At 69.0% G+C, this 18567-nt stretch carries 8 protein-coding genes and 2 pseudogenes; 5 read left to right on the top strand and 5 right to left on the bottom strand.

Annotated elements, in window-relative coordinates:
- Positions 1–21 precede the first annotated feature (21 nt).
- From A4R25_RS14580 to A4R25_RS14595, 4 genes are all read right to left on the bottom strand, one after another.
- Positions 22–408 carry a hypothetical protein gene (locus tag A4R25_RS14580; protein WP_064447049.1) on the bottom strand — a complete coding sequence of 129 codons (387 nt, stop codon included), beginning with the start codon at positions 406–408 and terminating at the stop codon, positions 22–24.
- 259 nt (positions 409–667) lie between these two features.
- Positions 668–1846: a DNA-processing protein DprA gene (locus tag A4R25_RS14585; RefSeq protein ID WP_082931018.1), complete on the bottom strand. Its 1179-nt coding sequence runs from the start codon at positions 1844–1846 to the stop codon at positions 668–670.
- Entirely contained in the window at positions 1843–3363 is a 1521-nt protein-coding gene (locus A4R25_RS14590; protein ID WP_064447050.1) for a YifB family Mg chelatase-like AAA ATPase, read from the bottom strand. Before A4R25_RS14590 ends, A4R25_RS14585 begins: the two co-directional genes overlap by 4 nt.
- A gap of 1 nt (position 3364) precedes the next feature.
- Positions 3365–3724, bottom strand: a complete 360-nt coding sequence (locus A4R25_RS14595) for a YraN family protein (RefSeq protein WP_064447257.1) — start codon at positions 3722–3724, stop codon at positions 3365–3367.
- A gap of 491 nt (positions 3725–4215) precedes the next feature.
- Between A4R25_RS14595 and A4R25_RS14600 the strand changes: the two genes are divergently transcribed.
- The 3 genes from A4R25_RS14600 to A4R25_RS31115 all read left to right on the top strand — a co-directional run bounded on the left by A4R25_RS14600 (position 4216) and on the right by A4R25_RS31115 (position 15256).
- Positions 4216–7743 (top strand): LamG domain-containing protein, encoded by a 3528-nt coding sequence (locus A4R25_RS14600; protein WP_157539067.1) that lies wholly within the window; start codon positions 4216–4218, stop codon positions 7741–7743.
- Between the two features lie 107 nt (positions 7744–7850).
- Entirely contained in the window at positions 7851–14828 is a 6978-nt protein-coding gene (locus A4R25_RS14605; RefSeq protein ID WP_064447052.1) for an RHS repeat-associated core domain-containing protein, read from the top strand.
- Positions 14825–15256 carry an SMI1/KNR4 family protein gene (locus A4R25_RS31115; RefSeq protein ID WP_146074843.1) on the top strand — a complete coding sequence of 144 codons (432 nt, stop codon included), beginning with the start codon at positions 14825–14827 and terminating at the stop codon, positions 15254–15256. Before A4R25_RS14605 ends, A4R25_RS31115 begins: the two co-directional genes overlap by 4 nt.
- Positions 15257–15685: 429 nt before the next feature.
- On the opposite strand, the pseudogene A4R25_RS32030 reads toward A4R25_RS31115, so the two are convergent.
- Positions 15686–15883, bottom strand: a pseudogene (locus A4R25_RS32030) (GntR family transcriptional regulator); the annotation flags it as partial.
- On the opposite strand from A4R25_RS32030, the pseudogene A4R25_RS14610 reads away from it, so the two are divergent.
- Positions 15881–16072 (top strand): annotated as a pseudogene (locus tag A4R25_RS14610) (NUDIX hydrolase); the annotation flags it as partial. The pseudogenes A4R25_RS32030 and A4R25_RS14610 overlap by 3 nt on opposite strands.
- A 1283-nt stretch (positions 16073–17355) precedes the next feature.
- Positions 17356–18420, top strand: coding sequence for a hypothetical protein (locus tag A4R25_RS14615; RefSeq protein ID WP_064447053.1), 1065 nt, complete (start codon positions 17356–17358; stop codon positions 18418–18420).
- Positions 18421–18567: the final 147 nt, after the last annotated feature.

The following is an 18567-nucleotide window of genomic DNA, read 5'->3' on the forward strand; positions in this document are numbered from 1 at the left end:
CCGTCGCCGTGCCGTGCCGGCTCAGGCTTCGGCCGGCTGCCGCGTGGCCCGGATCCGGCGCGTGCCCCACACGATCAGCAGGACTCCGGCCACGAACAGCGCCGGACCGGCGACGAAGCCGATGTCCCGGATCATCAGGTCGATGTCGTGCTGCTTCTCCGCCTCGGCCTTCTGCGCCTCGTAGGAGCCGTCGCCCGCGCCGAACATGCACCGGTCCCGGGGCGTCATCACATCCTCGCCGCACATCGTCGGGCCGTTCGGGTCGTAGTCGCCGATGTCGCGGTGGGACAGGATCGCGAAGAACACCACGAAGAGGCTGACCACGACCAGCATGCCGCCGAACGCACGACGCCCCGACCCGGGTGGGCCGGCCGCCGGGTTGCGGCGCGAGGTCTCCTGCGTGCTCATCGGCCGCCTCCGCGCGCCGGCGGGATGGCCGACGCCGGCCCGGCGAGCCGCACCTCGGCGCCGGACTCCGACCATTGTGGACATGTGCGACGGTTCGCTGCCCCAGTCATCCTTCTCCCCGTGACGGCGCCCGGCGTCCGGCCGGGGCGCGATCGTTCCCGCAACGGCTTCCGCCGCGCGCGAAATGGTGATCCTAGAAGACCGGGGCCGGTCCCACGGCCCCGTCGCCGGGCGGTTGCGAGGGGGTACGCGCCGCCTGTCACGTCGGGCCGGCCGCTGGCGGGGCGAGCGCGTAGCCGCCGTCGCGACGAACCACCATCGTCAGTTCCTCCAGCAGGGACAGCTTGCGCATCGCGGTACGCAGGTCCACGCCGGCCCGGGCGGCGACGCTCTCCAGGTCGAGCGCCCGGCGACGGGGCAACGCCTCCAGCACCTGGGTGGCCTCCTCGTCGAGCCGGTCCCGTGGGCGCTCGGGCGCTCGGGCCGGCGGGGCCAGGTCGTAGCCGATCCGTCCCACCTCCTCCAGCACGTGCGCGAGGCCGGTGACCAGCCGCGCGTCCGGCCGCTCGCGCAGCACCTCGTGCCCGCCGACCGACATCGCGGAGGTGACCGGCCCGGGAACCACCATCGCGTGGCGGCGGAGGCCGAGCGCCCGGTTGAGCGTCTGGGTGGCGCCGCTGCGCGCCGCCGCCTCCACCAGCACCGTGCCGCGTGTCGCCGCCGCTATCACCCGGTTGCGGATGAGGAACCGGGGCCGCAGCGGCTCCGCGCCCGGCATCCACTCGCTCACCAGCAGGCCGGTCTCGGCGATCCGGTCGAACAACGCGGCGTTGCCCATCGGGTACGGGCGGTCCACCCCGCACGCCAGCACGGCGACGGTGCGCCCGCCCGCTGTCAACGCGCCGCGATGGGCGGCGGAGTCGATGCCGAACGCCCCGCCCGACACCACAGTCCACTCCCGGTCGGCCAGGCCGTAGCCCAGCTCGGTGGCGATGTGTGAGCCGTAGGGGGTGGCCGCCCGGGCGCCGACCACCGCCACCGAGTGCGCCAGCGTCTCGCCGAGCGGCCACGCCCCGCGTACCCAGAAGCAGAGCGGCGGGTCGGTCTCCACATCGACCCGGCGGGTGGCGCCGGGCAGCGCGAGTCGCCGGAGGTCACGGACCTGGACCGGCCACTCGTCGTCGTCCGGGGTGACCAGCCGGGCGCCCAGCCGCTCGCCACGGGCCAGCGCCTCGGCCGCGACCGCCCGGGCGTCACCTGCAGCGGCCCGCGTCGCCACGGCCGAGCGCAGGGTCCGCTCCGGCGCGCCACCGGACAGCAGCAGGTCCAGCGCGGCGACCGGGCCGATCCGCTGCACCAGGGCGTACACGGATCGGGTGCCGGGCTCGGCGAGCCAGGTGAGCGCGACCCGCGCCAGCTTGGTCTCTTCGGTGCTCACGCGGCCTCTCCCGTCCGCAGTTGGATGGCCTCCGCGACGTCGTCGTGGCCGGGGCGGTCCCGCCCGTCCAGGTCCGCGATGGTCCAGGCGAGCCGCAGTACGCGGTCGTAGCCGCGCGCGGACAGCGAACCGGTGTCGAGCCGGTGCCGCAGGTCCGTCGTGACCCGGGCGGGTAGGTGCCACGGCGGACGGCGCAGGTACGGGCCGGGGACGTCGGCGTTGACCCGGTGCCCGGTGGCCGCCCAGCGGTCGGCGGCGGCTCGTCGTGCGGCGGCGACCCGGGCGGCGACGGTGGCCGAGGACTCGTGCGCGGCATCGGTACGCAACAGTTCCGCCGCGCGTACCGCCTGCAGCCGGACCTGCACGTCCACCCGGTCGAGCAGCGGCCCCGACAACCGGCCCAGGTAGCGCCGCCGGGCCAGCGGTGTGCACTCGCAGTCGACGTCGCCGGACGGCTTCGCGCACGGGCAGGGGTTGGCGGCCAGCACCAGTTGCGTGCGGGCCGGGTACTCGGTCGCGCCGCGCGTGCGTGCCACACGTACCCGGCCGCTCTCCAGCGGCTGCCGCAACGCCTCCAGCGCGCCCTTGCCGAACTCGGGCGCCTCATCGAGGAACAGAACCCCGCGGTGGGCCAGCGACACCGCGCCGGGACGGGCCAGCCCGGAGCCGCCACCGACGAGGGCGGGCACCGTGGCGGTGTGGTGGGGCGCCTGGAACGGAGGACGGCGCAGCAGCCCGCCGCCGGGCGGCAGCAGGCCGGCGATCGAGTGCAGCGCGGTCACCTCCAGGGCGGCCTCGTCGTCCAGCTCGGGCAGCACCGACGGCAGCCGTTCGGCGAGCATGGTCTTGCCGGCGCCGGGCGGGCCGAGCAGCGCAAGGTGGTGACCGCCGGCGGCGGCGATCTCCAGCGCGCGCCGCCCGAGCGGCTGGCCGGCCACGTCGGCGAGATCCGGTCCGGGTGGGGTCCCGGCCGGGGCCGGAGCTGGCGGGGCGAGCAGTGGCGCGCCGGTGCGGACGTGGGCGACGAGCCGGTGCAGCGTGTCGACGGCGTGCACCCGTACGCCAGGGATGACCGCCGCCTCGGCGGCGTTGCCGGCGGGTACGACGACCCGGGTGTGCCCGGCGCGAGCGGCGGCGGCGACCATGGGCAGCGTGCCGCGCACCGGGCGCACCGCGCCGTCGAGGCCGAGTTCGCCGAGCACGACAGTGGCGTCCAGGGCGACGGGCGGCAGCTCACCCGAGCCGGCGAGCACGGCGACCGCGATGGCCAGGTCGAACGCCGAGCCGTACTTGGGCAGGGTGGCGGGCAGCAGGTTGAGCGTGATCCGCCGGTTCGGCCACTTCTGGCCGGAGTTGACGATCGCGGCACGGACCCGGTCGCGCGCCTCGTGCAGCGCGGTGTCGGGCAGACCGGAGATGATCACGGCGGGCAGGCCGGGGGCGAGGTCGGCCTCGACCTCGACGAGGTGCCCGGCGACTCCGGCCAGGCCCACGCTCAGCACTTTCGCGTACCCCATGTCAGAACGCGCCGCGCAGGTGCTCGACCCGGGCGGGGCCGGTGAGCGGGAGCCGGACGGACAGCACGTCGAAGCGGACCTCGTCCGCGGTGGTGCCGGTCTCGGCGAGCCACCGGGCGGCCAGGCCGCGCAGCCGGCGGGCCTTGGCCGGGACGACGGCCTCGGCGGGGGAGCCGAACTGCTCGGTGCGGCGGGTCTTGACCTCGCAGATGGCGAGGACCGGGCCCTCCCAGGCGATGATGTCGATCTCGCCCTCGGGGCAGCGCCAGTTGCGGGCGACCGGGCGCAGGCCCGTCTCGATCAGGTGCCGCAGCGCGCACCGCTCGCCGTACGCGCCGACGGCTCGGTTCCGGTTCGTCATGCCGGCCAGGATGCGCCGGGGCGGCCCGGGGCGGCGGGACGGATGCGGCTGCCCTGTGGACAAGCTGACGGTTGTGGACGGAGCCACGATCACCGGATCGATGTGGTAAGGCTGCCGGCCGTACATGCGAGACGCCAGTGGCGGACGGTGACGGCGGTGACGACCTCGGGAGCATGTGGGCGGTTTGCGCTAACCAGTTGTGACGTCTCTTTACAGGGCGTGTAGCTGATCTTTACTGTCGCATCGCTGAGGAGCAATGAACGGGGGCTGTAATGAACTTGAGCTTGATCTATAGAACGACCGTCGCGCTGAGCCACTCTCGCCGACCAGTCGTCGATCAACTCGCCCGCTGACGAGCCGCTCGCGCTGACACATCCCGACGTCGGGCGCCGGAGCGACCGCCGTCCGCTACAGGTTCTTGATTTCCACGCCTTGAGTCCCGTGCCCCGCACGGCCCTCTGACGTGCCAAAACGCAATGAGGAGTGTCTAGGTGAGAGCACCTGGATCGGTTTTCGCGTGGCGTCGTCGCGGTTTCGCCGCCGCAGTCGTCACGCTGGCCCTGATCGCGGTCGGCAGCCCGACCCTGCTGCCGTCGCCAGCGGTGGCCGAACCGCCGGCGTCCCCGGACGCACCCGTGCTGGGCGAGGTCGACGCGCTGGCGCAGGCCAGGAAGCTCAAGATGCAGGTCGAGGTCACCAGCCTCAAGAGCGAGAACTCACGTGTGCTCGCCACGCCCCAGGGCAACCTGGTGCTGGAGTCATACGTGGAGCCGCAGTGGACGAAGACTCGCAACAACAACTCGTGGCAACGGATCGATACCCGGCTCGAACGGCGAGCCGACGGTTCGCTGGGGCCCGTGGCGACGCTGGCCGACGTGTCGTTCAGCCAGGGCGGAAGCGCACCGGCGATTCGGCTGCCGGTGGCCGACGGGCAGGTGTCGCTGTCCTGGCCGGGGGAGCTCCCGGCCCCCTCGCTCGACGGCGACACCGCCGTCTACGCCTCGGTGCTGCCGGACGTGGACCTGCGGCTGCGGGCTTTGCGCGACGGGTTCACCTGGGCGCTCGTGGTGAAGTCCGCGCAGGCCGCGGCGAACCTGATGTTGAACGAGTTGCGCTTCTCGCTGCGGACGACGGGGTCGCTGACCAAGCGGTCCAAGGCCGGCGGCGGATTCGAGGTGGTCGACCCGACCGGTAGCCCGATGCTGTCCGCGGGCGGTGCGCTGATGTGGGATTCGACCGGGGTGGCGCCGAAGGCGCGTGCGGGGACGAGCCGGGCGGCAGCCGACTTCGCCGCCTGGGACCGGCGCGAGTCGTTGCGGGTCGCGCCGGACCACGCGCGCAAGGCGGAGATTCCGACCCGGGTGCAGGGCGACGACCTGGTCATCGTGCCGGACCAGGCGCTGCTGCGGGGCAAGAACACGGTCTACCCAGTGGTCATCGATCCGTGGAGCACAATCGAGAAGACCCGTTGGGGTTACTCGAGCACCAACAACGCGACCCGCAACGACGGTGTGGCCCGCGTCGGCCGGGACCCCGAGGGGTCCGGCACCTACCGGTCGTACTTCTCGTTCAAGCTCACGTCGCTGTCCGGCAAGACCATCCGCAGCGCCAAGTTCCTGACGGAGATGACGCACTCGTGGGACTGCGGCAACACCCCAGTGAACCTCTGGCGGACGGCCGACATGGCGACCACGGGCAAGCAGACCTGGTCCGGGCCGAGCTTCTCCAAGTGGTTGGAGAAGCGGTCCGGGCACGCGCACAAGCCATCCACCGGTGAGGGCTGCCCCGACGACCCCCAGCCGGACCAGCCGATGGAGTTCGCCAGCCCGAACGTCACCGCCGACATCAGCGCCAACCGGGGCCAGGAGATCTACACGCTGGCGCTGTCGACCCGCGAGTCCGACGGCACATCGGAGTCGACGAGCAACTGGTGGAAGAAGTTCGACCCTGTGCAGACCAAGCTGACGGTGGAGTACAACACCAACCCCAACACCCCGACGGCTGCACAACTGTCGACCCACGCCGGCTACACCGCTCCGGGGCAGGCGTGTGTGACCGGTACGTCACGGCCGGCAGTGCGCTCGGACTTCCCGTGGCTGAAGGCGACGGTCAGTGACCCGGACGGCAGCGGTGGTGGCAGCCTCTCCGGCGTCTTCACCCTCCAGAAGCTGGTGGGTGGCACCTGGACGAACGTGTCCGGCTGGCCCAAGACCGATTCCGGGGTCGCGCCCGGAGCCAAGGCCGAGTTGCAGCTGTCCGCGAAGACGGTCAACGGCGAGATCTACCGGTGGCAGGTGCAGACCAAGGACACCCTCGGCGGTTCCTCCACGGCGTCCCCGTGGTGCGAGTTCTCCGTCGACTACTCCGCACCCGAGGCGACCCCCGGGGTTGTCGCCGCCGACGGCCTCTACCTGGAGTCGCCGCCCCGGGGCACGAACCAGGACCTGCGGGGATCGGTCGGTTACACCGGGCGCTTCACCTTCTCGGCCAACGGCGCCGCCGACGTATACGACTACGTCTACCAGATGAACGGTGGTCCGGAGATGGTCGTCCGTGCCAGCAGTCTCGGCGGCACCGCCACCACGGTGGCGACGCCCACGCTGCGGCATGAGAACGTGCTGACCGTCCGCAGCCGCGACCAGGCCGGGAACTCGTCCGCCCCCTACGACTACGCCTTCCTGGCAGGCGACCCATCCGGTCCGGTCGCGCACTGGGCGATGGATGAGGGAACCGGTCTGATCCTGAACAACAAGGTCGAGGGCGCTCCGGTGGCGACCATGAGCCCGTCCCCGGCCTGGGCGGACTCGCGTGTGCTGGGTACGAGCCGGCGAAGCGGCAAGGACTGGGCGGTCAAGTTCGACGGCGACGATCAGGCCGCGACCACAGGCCCGGTCATCGACACCACCCGCAGCTTCTCCTTCGCTGCCTGGGTCCGCGCCGATGTGGTCGGTGGGGTGGTCATGGCGCAGGTCGGCACGAACAAGAGCCCGTTCGAACTCCAGTACCATCCGGCGAAGCAGCGATGGTGCTGGGTCAGCTACGCATCGGACACGGTGAACGCTCTGGCGACCCCGTCACCCGCGTGCGGTACCGAGCCGGTGCAACCGGGCGTGTGGGTACACCTCGCCGGTGTCTACGATGCCGGCTCGACCAACCAGCTCTCGTTGTACGTGAACGGGGTCCGCAAGGGCGTGGGCATGGCCAACGCCTCCGTCTGGTCCGCGTCCGGGCCACTGACGATCGGTGCTGCGCGCAACGGGGCACCGACCGGTTGGATCAACGGCGCCATCAGCGAGGCCCGGGTCTGGGACCGGGTCATCGACCCGGAGACGGACCTGTCCGAGATCGTGGCGCCCGTCCGGGTCGGCCAGTGGGACATGGACAGTGACGACCAGGACGAGCCGAGGGAATCGGGCGACTCCTCCGACTACCGGACACCACTGACTCTCGGTCCGGCGCCGGCCGCGAACTGGACCACGGAGGGCTTCAACGGATCGACTGCCCTGCGCTTCGACGGAATCTCGGGTGCCGCACAGACCAGCGGTCCGGTGCTGCGCACCGACCAGTCGTACACCGTCTCGGCGTGGGTGCGGTTCGCAGGCGGCGCGGGCGCCCGCACGGTGATCGCCCAGGACGGTGTGAACATCTCCAGTTCGTTCCTGAGCTGTCGTACCGACGCGAACGGGTCGAAGTGGTCGATCATGCTCCGCTCCGGCGACTTGACCTCCGCGCCTGGGTTCTACGTGACCGGCAGCACCTGCCTCGTCAACCAGTGGACGCACCTCACGGCCGTGCAGGATGCCACGAGCCGGACGATGAGCCTCTACGTGGACGGCAATTTGTTCAGTCAGCTCACCCCCACCTTCAACCCGTGGCATGGAACAGGCGGGCTGGCGGTCGGCCGAGGCAGGTGGGGGGCGCCCACCGACTACTTCAACGGTGACATCGACCGTGTCCAGGTATGGCAGGGCGCGCTGAGCGCCGCAGAGGTCCAGGCGGCGTTCGCCGCAACCGACTGACCCGGGTCTCCGGTCCCGTCCGCAACGCAGGTGCGGCAACCTCTCGTTCTTGAAGGGCAGAAATGAGAATCAATCGATCCGGCCGGCCGCAACCAGGCGGTGGGGGGATGCGGGTCAGCGTCGCGGTGCGACGGGGCGCCCGTCGTACCCTCGTCGCGGGGTTGGCCACGGTCCTCGCCGCCACGCTCGGTGGCCAGTTGCCGGCCCGCGCGGAGCGGCCGGAGCAGGCCCTCCACCTAGACCCGCAGCGGTACTCCTCCGCCCCGCTGCACAAGGCCGCGTCCAGCAAGCGGATTCCCGACAAGGACGCCGCGGCGGCCAAGGTGCGGCGCCCCGCACCGGTCTGGCCAACGGCGGGCTCCGCCGAGGTGTCACTGGCGGCGACCGCCGGCGTAGCGGCAAAACCGAGCCGGGCCGGGTCGCTGCCGGTCACGGTCCGGCCGGCTACCGCGTCCTCGGCCAACCGAAGCGCGGTGGCCGCGCCCGCCAAGGTCCGGGTCGAGGTCCTGCCGAAGGCCCAGGCCGAAGCGGCCGGCATCAACGGCCTACTGGTACGCCTCGGACGCACTGACGGGGTGCGGGCGGCCGGCCCGGTCGAGGTGGGTATCGACTACGCCGCCTTCGCGACCGCGTACGGCGGTGACTGGGCGTCGAGACTGCGGCTGGCGCAGCTGCCCGACTGTGCCCTGAGCACCCCCGCCGCAGCGGACTGCCGCAGCACGCCGTTGAACTCGCGTAACGACGTGCGGACCCGGACGGTCACCACGACCGTGTCGGTGCCCGAGGCCCAGGCCGCCGCGGTCTTCGCCCTGACCGCCGGCCCGTCCGGTGGAGCCGGCGACTTCGCCGCTTCCAGCCTCGCCTCCACGTCGTCGTGGAGCCACAGCGGTGCCACCGGCAGCTTCCAGTGGTCGTACCCGATGCGTGTCCCGCCGGGCCCCGGCGGACCGGAACCGACCCTCGGCCTCGGCTACTCCTCGCAGTCCGTGGACGGTCGGCACGCGGCGACCAACAACCAGCCGAGCCTGTTCGGGGAGGGCTTCGAGTTCTCTCCCGGTTTCGTGGAGCGGCGCTACAAGGCGTGCGCCGACGACATGGGTGGCAACGCGAACAACACGGTCAAGACCGGTGACCTGTGCTGGGGCCCGGAGAACGCCGTCATGTCGCTCAACGGCAGCACCGTCGAACTGCTCAAGGGCAGCGACGGCACCTGGCACCCCCGCAGCGAGAACGGAACCAAGGTCGAGCTGCTCACCTCGTCGGCGTACGCCAACGGCGACAACGACAACGAATACTGGAAGGTCACCGGCACCGACGGCACCCAGTACTGGTTCGGACGCCACCGGCTTCCCGGCTGGGCCACCGGCCGCCCGACGACCAACTCCGTGCTCACCGTCCCGGTGTACGGCAACAACCCAGGTGAGCCCTGCAACGCCGGCACCTTCGCCGCCTCCGACTGCAACGGGAAGCCGCAGGCCTGGCGGTGGAACCTCGACTACGTCCAGGACATCCACGGCAACACCATGTCCTACTGGTGGGCCAAGGAGACCAACTACTACGCCAAGAATCTGACGGGCACGACGCCCGTCGTCTACGACCGGGCCGGCTACCTGACCCGCATCGATTACGGCAGCGACAACCGGGACGACAACGAGTACGCCGCCACGTCGCCGTACATCGAGAATGTGCCGGGACGTATCGAGTTCACGAACGTGGACCGGTGTCTGCAGAACTGCACCACGAAGAATGCGACGAACTGGCCGGACACTCCCTGGGACCAGAGTTGCACCGCCTCGACCAACCCGTGTACCAACGGCTCTCCCACGTTCTGGTCCGCAAAGCGCACCACGGAGATCACCACCAAGGCGTGGAAGGCGTCCGCCTCGGCCTACCAGAAGGCGGACTCGTGGACCTTCCGCCACGCGTTCCTCGACCCCGGTGACGGCACGAGGGCCGGTCTCTGGCTCGAAGGCATCACCCACAAGGGTCTCAACGGTGGCACGATCACGACGCCGGAGGTGACCTTCTCCGGCATCCAGATGCCGAACCGGGTGGACGCCGGCGGCAGCGACTGGGCCCTGGCGATGAACTGGCACCGGGTCAACCTGATCACCCTGGAGACCGGCGGGCAGATCTTCGTCACCTACAAGCAGCCGCAATGCGTCCGCGGCAGCGTGATGCCCTCGAAGGACGCGCTGGACAAGAACAAACTGCTCTGTTATCCGGTCGAGTGGGCACCCAACGGCAGGGACAAGGTCACCGACTTCTTCCACAAGTACGTCGTGGAGGAGGTCCAGCAGATCGACCCCACCGGAGGGTCGAGGCCGCTGCGCACCGCGTACGAGTACCTCAACACCAACAACGAGGCGTTGTGGCACCACGACGACGACACCGGCATCACTCCGAACGACCGCCGTACCTGGTCGCAGTGGCGTGGCTTCCCCCGCGTGGTGACCTACGTCGGTGAGGGCCCCGCGCGGACCAAGACCGAAACCCTCTACTACCGAGGGATGTACGGCGACAAGCTCGCCAACGGCAGCACCCGCACGACGCAGGTCCAGGGTCTGGAAGGCGGGGCGGTAAACGACTACGACCACTTCAGCGGCTCGCCCCGCGAGACGATCACCTGGCTGGACGGAAACGTCCTGTCCGCAACCGTATACACGATGTGGCGCTCCGAGGCGACGGCCACCCGGGCGGGAAGCCCGGTCGCCGAATCCCGGTACACCCGGGTACGCACGGTGAGTTCCCGCACCGCCACGGACTCGGGTTGGCGGCGCAGCACGTCGACCACCGACTTCGACGACTACGGCATGCCGACCACCCAGGAGGACAGCCCCGACGGCGGCGCCACCGGGGACAAGCGGTGCAGCAAGACCGAGTACATCCGCAACGCCACCCGGTGGTTGCTCACGCCGGTCAAGCGAATCCACGGCTGGGTCGGAGCGTGCTCCACCACGCCCACCGACACCAACCAGATCCTCGGTGATGTCCGGTTCAGCTACGACGGGCAGGCGTACGGCACGGCGCCGGACAAGGGGCTGCTCACCGCGACCGAGAAGATCGTGGCCTTCGCCGGCGGCAACCGCACCTACCAGCAGGTGGGGACAGCCAAGTACGACCTTCGAGGCCGCACGACCGAGGTCACCGACATCGCCGGGAAGAAGACGACGACCGCGTACGTCCCGGCCACCGGTGGGCCGGTCACCCAGCGGACGACCACCAACCCGTTGCAGTGGACCACAACTGTGGACCTCGACCCGGCCACCGGCCTCGCGCTCAAGAGCACCGACGTCAACAACTACGTCACCGAGTACACCTACGATGCCCTGGGCCGCGCCCTCCAGGTGTGGTTGCCCAACCGGCAGCGGGCGAACAACCCCACCACGCCGTCGACCAGCTATGCCTACACGCTGTCGAAGACGGCGCCGTCGTACGTGGTGACCACCGCGGTGAACGCTCTCGGTGGTAGCGACACCTCGTACATGATCTTCGACGCGCTGGGCCGCCAGCGGCAGACGCAGGAACCGGCCCATCGCAGCGGCCGGATCATGACCGAGACGTTCTACGACGCGGCCGGTCGCATCTACAAGTCCAACTCGGCCTACTACGACTCCGGCGCGATCGACACCTCGATCATCAGATCGCGGCTCGACCAGGACGTGCCGAGCCAGACCCAGGCGATCTACGACAACGCCGGCCGACAGACTCACTCCCTGCTTCTCGGCTCGGTCGCGAGCGTCCAGGTCGAGAAGGCTAGAACCTCGACCACGTATCACGGTGACCACGTCACCGTGGAGCCTCCGGTCGGGCAGGCCGCCACCACGGTATGGACCGACCCGTACGGCCGGACGGAGAAGCTCTGGCAGTACCACGGGCGGACCGCCACCGGGACCTACGACGAGACCAGGTACACCTACCACCCGGTGGGGCAGTTGGCCACCGTCAAGGACCCGTCCGGCAACACCTGGTCCTACGCCTACGACATCCAGGGCCGGTTGATCTCGTCGAGCGACCCGGACGCCGGCACGTCCACCAGGAAGTACAACACCCTCGGGGAGTTGGAGAGGACTACCGACTCCCGCCCCGACACGCCTGACCTCTGGTACGCCTACGACGAGGTCGGACGGCTACGCACCACCCACGAGGGCAGCCTGACGGGGCAGAAGCGCACGGAGTTGACCTACGACTCGCCGGTCAAGGGCATCGCCACGTCGTCGTCGCGGTGGATCGGGTCCGAGGAGTACCGCTCCGAGGTCGTGACTGTCGACAAGATGTACAACACGACGCAGACCAAGCTCACCCTCCCGGCGTCGCAGGCCGGCTTCTGCGGTATCGGCAAGGTCACCTGTAGCTTCACGTCCAAGGCGACCTTCCTGGGCGATGGCTCACCCAACACGCTCACCATTCCGGCCGCGGGTGGCCTCGACCAGGAGGTGCTGAACTACAAGTACGACACCACGTACGCGATGCTGGACCGGTTGGCGACCGACTACATCGACGCCACCTACTACGTGGTCGACGCCGGCTACAGCGACCTGCACGAACTGAACACCATCACCCGCGCCACCGCGCTGACGGGTGCGAAGTCGGTCCAGAGCAAGACTCTGTACGACGAGACCACGGGCCGGGTCAGCAGCAGTTCGGTGACACGCTCAGTCGCCCCCTCGTATGTGCTGAACACGTTCTACGACTACGACGCCAGCGGCAACATCACCAAGATCGATGACAACACGGGCGCCCGTCCCCGCGACACCCAGTGCTTCACCTACGACCACCAGCGCCGGCTCACCGAGGCGTGGACTCCGGCTTCCTTCGACTGCACGGCAAAACCGCAGACCGAGACGCAACTGGGCGGCCCGGCACCGTACTGGCAGCAGTGGTCGTTCGGCGCGCCGAACGACCCGGAGGGCCGCATCGGCAATCGCCGCACCCAGATCGAGCGCGGGACCCCGACGGGGACGGTGACGACGTCCTACTCCTACCCGACGGCGGGCACGCCGCAGTCGCACCGGCTCAACGGGTGGAGCAGGACCGACAACACCGGCACGACCACCGGCTCGTACACCTACGACGAGGCCGGCAACACGAAGAGCCGGCCCGGCAAGTCCGGGCAGCAGACCCTCACCTGGGACGTCGAGGGGCACCTGGCCTCGGTGACCGACAGCACCGGCACCAGCTCCTACATCTACGACGCGAGCGGTAACCGGCTCATCGCCACCGATCCCACCGGAAGCACCCTGTTCCTCGGGGATCAGGAGATCCGCAAGAACGGCACCACCGGGCAGGTGACAGCCACTCGCTACTACTCGTTCGGCGGGGAGGTGGTCGCGCAGCGCACCGTCACCGGCATCACCTGGCTGGCCAGTGACCACCAGGGGACCTCACAGGTCAGCGTCGCCAACGACACGAACCAGACCATCACCCAGCGCCGTCAGACGCCGTACGGGTCGCCCCGGGGAGCGGCGGTCACCTGGCCCAACCAGCAGGGGTTCCTCGGTGGTTATCAGGACCCGACCGGCCTGACCCATCTCGGAGCCCGCGAGTACGACCCGACCATCGGCCGGTTCATCTCGGTCGACCCGATCAACGACCCGGGCAACCCGCAGCAGTTGTCCGCGTACACCTACGCGTCGAACAACCCGGTCACGTTCAGCGACCCGAGCGGTCTGATCATCCCCGAGTACCTCAACCCGAAGGGCAACAACCTCGACATTTGCGGCAGCCTCGGGGGCTACGCGTGCCAGAACTTCGTTGAAGGTACGAGCGGCCAGGGCCAGGGCGACACCCGCAACGACGGCAGTGGGGGGCCGACGAAGAAGACCGGCCGACAGAAGACGCACGAGTCCCTTGAGGCGTGTGGACTTTTCCTCATCGGTCTGGGCGCGGGATGTGACGGCGTCAACGCGGTCATTTACGCCACCGAAGGAAACTGGCGGGAGGCCGCGCTGTCCGGCGTCTCGGTCGTGCCCGGACTCGACTGGGCCTGCAAGCTCGGCAGGTGGTGCAAGAAGGTCATCGACTGGGGAGCCGACAAGGCCGGCGCAGTCGTGGCGCGCATCAGGTGGGGCAAGCCCCCGTCGATCAACCCGGCGGCAGAGGCCAAAGAGATGGCCTTGCTGAAGAAGGAGATCCGGGAGACTCCGCGGCCACCGGCACCGAAGACGCCCGAACCTCCGAAAAAGGAGCCCGTCGCGCCGGCCAAGGGCAAGACCGGCGGAAACAACGGCGGAGGCGCACCCAGCTCCAAGGGCGGCTGCCCGACACACAGCTTCTCGCCGGACACCCCGGTCCTCATGGCCGACGGATCGACGCAGCCGATCGCCGAGGTGCGGGAGGGCGACCAGGTCCTCGCCCACGACCCCGAGCGCGGCGCCACCAGCGCGCAGACGGTGGAGAAGCTGCACATCAACCAGGACGACGCCCTGACCGACCTGGTCGTCCGCGACGGCAAGGGCGTTGTGTCGACGATCGACACGACGCAGCACCACCCGTTCTGGAGCGTCACCCGCAATCAGTGGGTCGGCGCGGGTGAGCTCAAGGCCGCCGAAGGGCTGCTCGCGGCGGACGGGTCGACGGTGAACGTCGTCAAGGTCCGCAACTTCAGCGGCAGTGAGGTGATGCGCGACCTGACGGTCTCCGTCGTCCACACGTACTATGTAATCGCCGGCGATGTGCCGGTACTCGTTCACAACTGCAATAACGTAATTTCGAACGCGGACGGATACGACAACACTGGTGCACTAGGTGCGCACGGGAATGGTGCGGCCTTTAGTGGAATCTATGAGCCAAGCACGGGCAACTTTAGGGCTCATCTGAGCGTTGATCCGGACATGCCGAATCCGCCGGTGAATTCGGTTCGACGGCTTGGTGGGCATGGGCGGATCAATTTCGAGCATTTTGGCGGTTCACGGGAGACTGTCGGCTTCACGATGTTCATTGAGGAAGGCGGCTTCTCCGTAAGCTGGATGTCACGAAGCGTAAATGGCCGAAACCACGGCAACCCGCTAGCGCCTGTAGGCACCAGGCAGTCGATTATGGACGCAATCTCGGCAGCAACAGGAAGAAACGTGTGGTCCCGATGACAGACGAAACCAAAGTGCTCGTAGGCGGTCTTCGTGTTCCCGAGCTCCTGCTGAAAGCGATCCGTGAAGATCGGTGGGTGGCTCCAAACGATCCAGCCTTGCTGGCCTCGATTTTTGGTGAGGCTCCGCAGCAGCCGACTTTCTACAAAGTCAACGGTATGGTGCGCGAGAACGAATCATGGCACTCGGAGATGGAACCCGAAACGCGCGAGTGGTATGTGGGATCGAAGAGCCTGGAAAGTCCACCAGGAGATATTGATCCCGCAAGGTCGCTACTGATCGGTGACATGGGGCCAGATCAACCCTTTGCTTTGGACTACCGCACCTCAGATTCGGACCCATCGGTGGTCTACCTTAGGAGCGACAATGGGTGGGTCGAAATTGCGCCGAACATTCGGGCGCTGCTTAGCTTGCTGGGAGTCGTATGAATGCATTTTACCCGACTGCGGCCTGTAGGTGGTTGTTTGCAGGGTGAGTCGAGGTCCGTGGTTGTGCGCCCGGGTTGCCGTCAGCGTTGCCGTCAGACACTTGGCGCACATCTGAATACATGGATGAACTTCGGCAGACGGCGCTTGATGGCTGGGTGAGTGGGTTGTTCGGTGGGGCCGCGCTTGCGCGGCGTGGCGTCGATCGCCGGGCGCACCGACCGGGTCAGCCACTATCGGCGATCGTCATGGTCTCTGCACGTGGGTTGGTCGACTGCCGAGGTCTGGACGATCTTGTTGTGTGGGCGCGTGCGCGCGGGGCCGGGACGGCTGTAGCGCGTGCGCGTGCGTCCGGCGTAGCCGGGCGCGCTTGATCCTGTAGAGCAGTTTTGAGCCAGTCGGACCTTGGTCGAGGGCCTTGGTTCGGCTGGCTTACTGCTTGGGTGCGCGGTTGCGGTTGCTGCGGGGGCGCTTGGTGGGTGGCGCGGCCTGCTCGTCGTTGCTGGGGCGTCCGAGGTGTTCGGGTTGCTGGGCGAAGTTGCCCCGGTCGGCCTGGTATTTGATCACTTAGTCGATGAGGTCGTTGTGGGTGTCGGCGTGGCGCAGCAGGTCGTGCAGCGCTGCGTTGGCGAGGTGCGGCAAGAGTTCACCGTGACCTACCTTGCCCGAGTCACCGGCGGCACGCTGACCGTCAGCGACGAGTCCACCGAGGTCGGCTTCATCCACCCCACCGACTTCGACCACATCCCCATCCACCACACCGTCCGCCTCCGCCTCCACCACCACGCCCAGCGCGGCGACACCCCCTACCTCGGATAACGCCGGCCATCGATGCCTCGGCCGCCGGCGAGCGCGGACGTCTCCCCAGGTTGCCGTCACCGTCGCCGTCAACACCGATAGATTTCGATGCGGCGAGTTGGTGCCACACGCGAAAGGCCAGGTGAAACGCCATGAAAACGTAGCTCGCACTGCGTGACGGGCTGAAAATCCCACACGTACTATGTGCTCGCCGGTGATACGCCGGTTCTTGTTCACAACTGTGGTGGTAAGGCAACCGTTCGTTGGGACGCCGATATGGAACACGCCACGATTCGGGTAGAGGGTGGCGGCAAGTCGTTGGAGACTGAGCAAGTAATCCCAGGATGGGATGGGGTAGGAAGCCCAAATGGTCTCCCGACGACGGGTGCGCGAGCGGAGCCGCTGGGTTCAAATGTTATCGAGCGAACCTTCGATGTTCCTGATGTGGGGGCGGCCATGCAGGCCCAGCAACGGTCAATTGGAGCGGACCTCGGCCCGTATGATGCATTCACAATAGTTGCGTAACCTACTGCGTGTCGATTTCGCGAGCTGGTGGCGTGGATATACCGGCAGGAGCGCGAGGAATGGTTGCGCTCGAGAGAACTCTAGGCTAGAGGCTGCGTTGCTGGTTCAAGAGGAGCATCACGATGCCGTTGTTGCGGAGATCCTCTTGAGCGAGAGGGTTGGTCTGGCACACATACGCCTTGTCGGGGACGTTATTTCGACCAGGGCTCAACTAAGCATGCTCCTGCAGGGCAGGGCTGGTCTTCCATTCGACCAGCGAGCAGAAATTGTCGAAGAGGTTCTTCATCTAGAGGATGCCTACCGGGATGCGTGGCAAAAGGTGTCCTCCGACTCTTATGTGCAAAATCGAGCAGAGCATCTCGCCGCTCTTGGCGATGCGTTGAGAGTTGCTGCGGAGGGAATGGCAAGCATCATTCGGCGAATTGGCGGGAGCCCGTAGTGTAGCTATTGAGGCGTTCGGGATAGGCGTTCCGAGGTGCTGCAGGCGGCTGTGGCAACCACCTCGCGGGAGAGGGTTTAAATCCAGAACGGGATGCCTGGCTGCGCGGGTTTTGGTAATGCCTTGGCGGAGTCCATGCGATCGGCGGCCTGCCGCTCGGTGGTGCACCTCCTCGGGGTGGGTTCGACGGTGGCGCGTGCCAGCAGGCGTCGAACCCACCCGGCAACCGTTAGGTGTCCAGCTCACGAGATGCGACGACCCGATGACGCGAGATAGTCCGTCCGAGCTGGGGCGATGTCCCACCAGACCCGAATGGCGCGGCTGGAGCCGGTCGCATACCGTGCCCGTCGTGGACGGACGACGGAGCTATCCCGAGGATGAGCAGGGGTCGCGATGGGGCGACCGCGGATACGAGTCGGACTGGCGCGCCGCGGGTGAGCCCCGCTACCGCGACGACGACTACCGCATGCCGGAGCAGCGGGCCGGTGAGAGCCGGTACGCCGAGCCGGGCCGGTACTCCGCCGCCGACCCGCTGGTGGACGACACGAGCAGTTGGCGGTCGCAGCGGCCGGACGACCCGGAGGTCTCCGGTGAGCTGCCCGGGTCACGTGCCGGGCGGCGGGCGGCCCGCGAGTCCGCGGACGATTCGCTCGCCGCGGTGTCCCGCAGCGGTGTGGACGCGCTCGGCACCGCCGCGCACGGCAACCCGCTGAGCGCGGCGCCGGCGAGCCCGCTCGGCACCCCGGCCTCCGACGGCGCGTCCCGTACCGGCGGCGACCCGTACGGCCTGGCCGCTCACAACGCCGATCCGCGCGGTGGCGGCAACGCCCTGGCCCTCGGCGGCGCTGCCGGCCAGGCCGGTCCGGGGCCGCTCGGCGGCTACCCGATCGTGGACACCGGCCGGTCGGCCGAGCCGCCGGTGACCGGTGGGACGGACCCGTCGGCCGCGGCGCGGCTCAACCCCGGCGAGGCGACTCCGCTGCGGATCGGTGAGCGCCCGGCCGGTCCGGCCGAGCCGGCGGCGACCCCGAATCCGCTGGAGATGCCGACCGGCCCGATGCCGGCACTCATGCCCCGGCCGGACGGTCCGCCGCCCGGTGACGGGGTCTACCGGACCCGGCGTCCGGCGCTGGCGGTGCTGCTGGCGGTGATGGTGCTGGTGCTGGAGGTGCCGGCGGTACGGGTGTTGCTGCACGGCCTGTTCGGCGACCCGGTGTCGACGTCGCACGTGGTGGTGGGCATGTTCCTGACCGTCGGGCTGCCGATCTTCGGCACCGGCCTGTACGGGCTGCGTACCGGGGGGCTGGCGCTGGCCGACGGCAGCCGGGGCTGGCTGCGCCCGCCGACGGCGTACCTGACGGTCGGGCTGGTCCTCTTCCTCGCCGCAGCCCTCGCGGCGGGCTGAGCGGGGAAACGCCCATCCACCCCGAAGTGGCGGTGTCACAGGCAGGTTGACACCGCCACTTCGCCGTACCGGAGTCGATCAAGGCCGCGTCAGAGTCGATCGAGCCGGCCTCCCGCACCCGCAGGCCGTGCGGCGGACAGGGCGCGT

The sequence above is a fragment of the Micromonospora sp. NBRC 110037 genome (genome assembly GCF_001652995.1).
Lineage (GTDB): Bacteria > Actinomycetota > Actinomycetes > Mycobacteriales > Micromonosporaceae > Micromonospora > Micromonospora chalcea.

Bases quoted from the DNA above. Each gene is read 5' to 3' on its own strand.
- A4R25_RS14580 (WP_064447049.1), bottom strand. From the start codon at position 408: ATGAGCACGCAGGAGACCTCGCGCCGCAACCCGGCGGCCGGCCCACCC.
- A4R25_RS14590 (WP_064447050.1), bottom strand. From the start codon at position 3,363: ATGGGGTACGCGAAAGTGCTGAGCGTGGGCCTGGCCGGAGTCGCCGGG.
- A4R25_RS14595 (WP_064447257.1), bottom strand. From the start codon at position 3,724: ATGACGAACCGGAACCGAGCCGTCGGCGCGTACGGCGAGCGGTGCGCG.
- A4R25_RS14605 (WP_064447052.1), top strand. From the start codon at position 7,851: ATGCGGGTCAGCGTCGCGGTGCGACGGGGCGCCCGTCGTACCCTCGTC.
- A4R25_RS31115 (WP_146074843.1), top strand. From the start codon at position 14,825: ATGACAGACGAAACCAAAGTGCTCGTAGGCGGTCTTCGTGTTCCCGAG.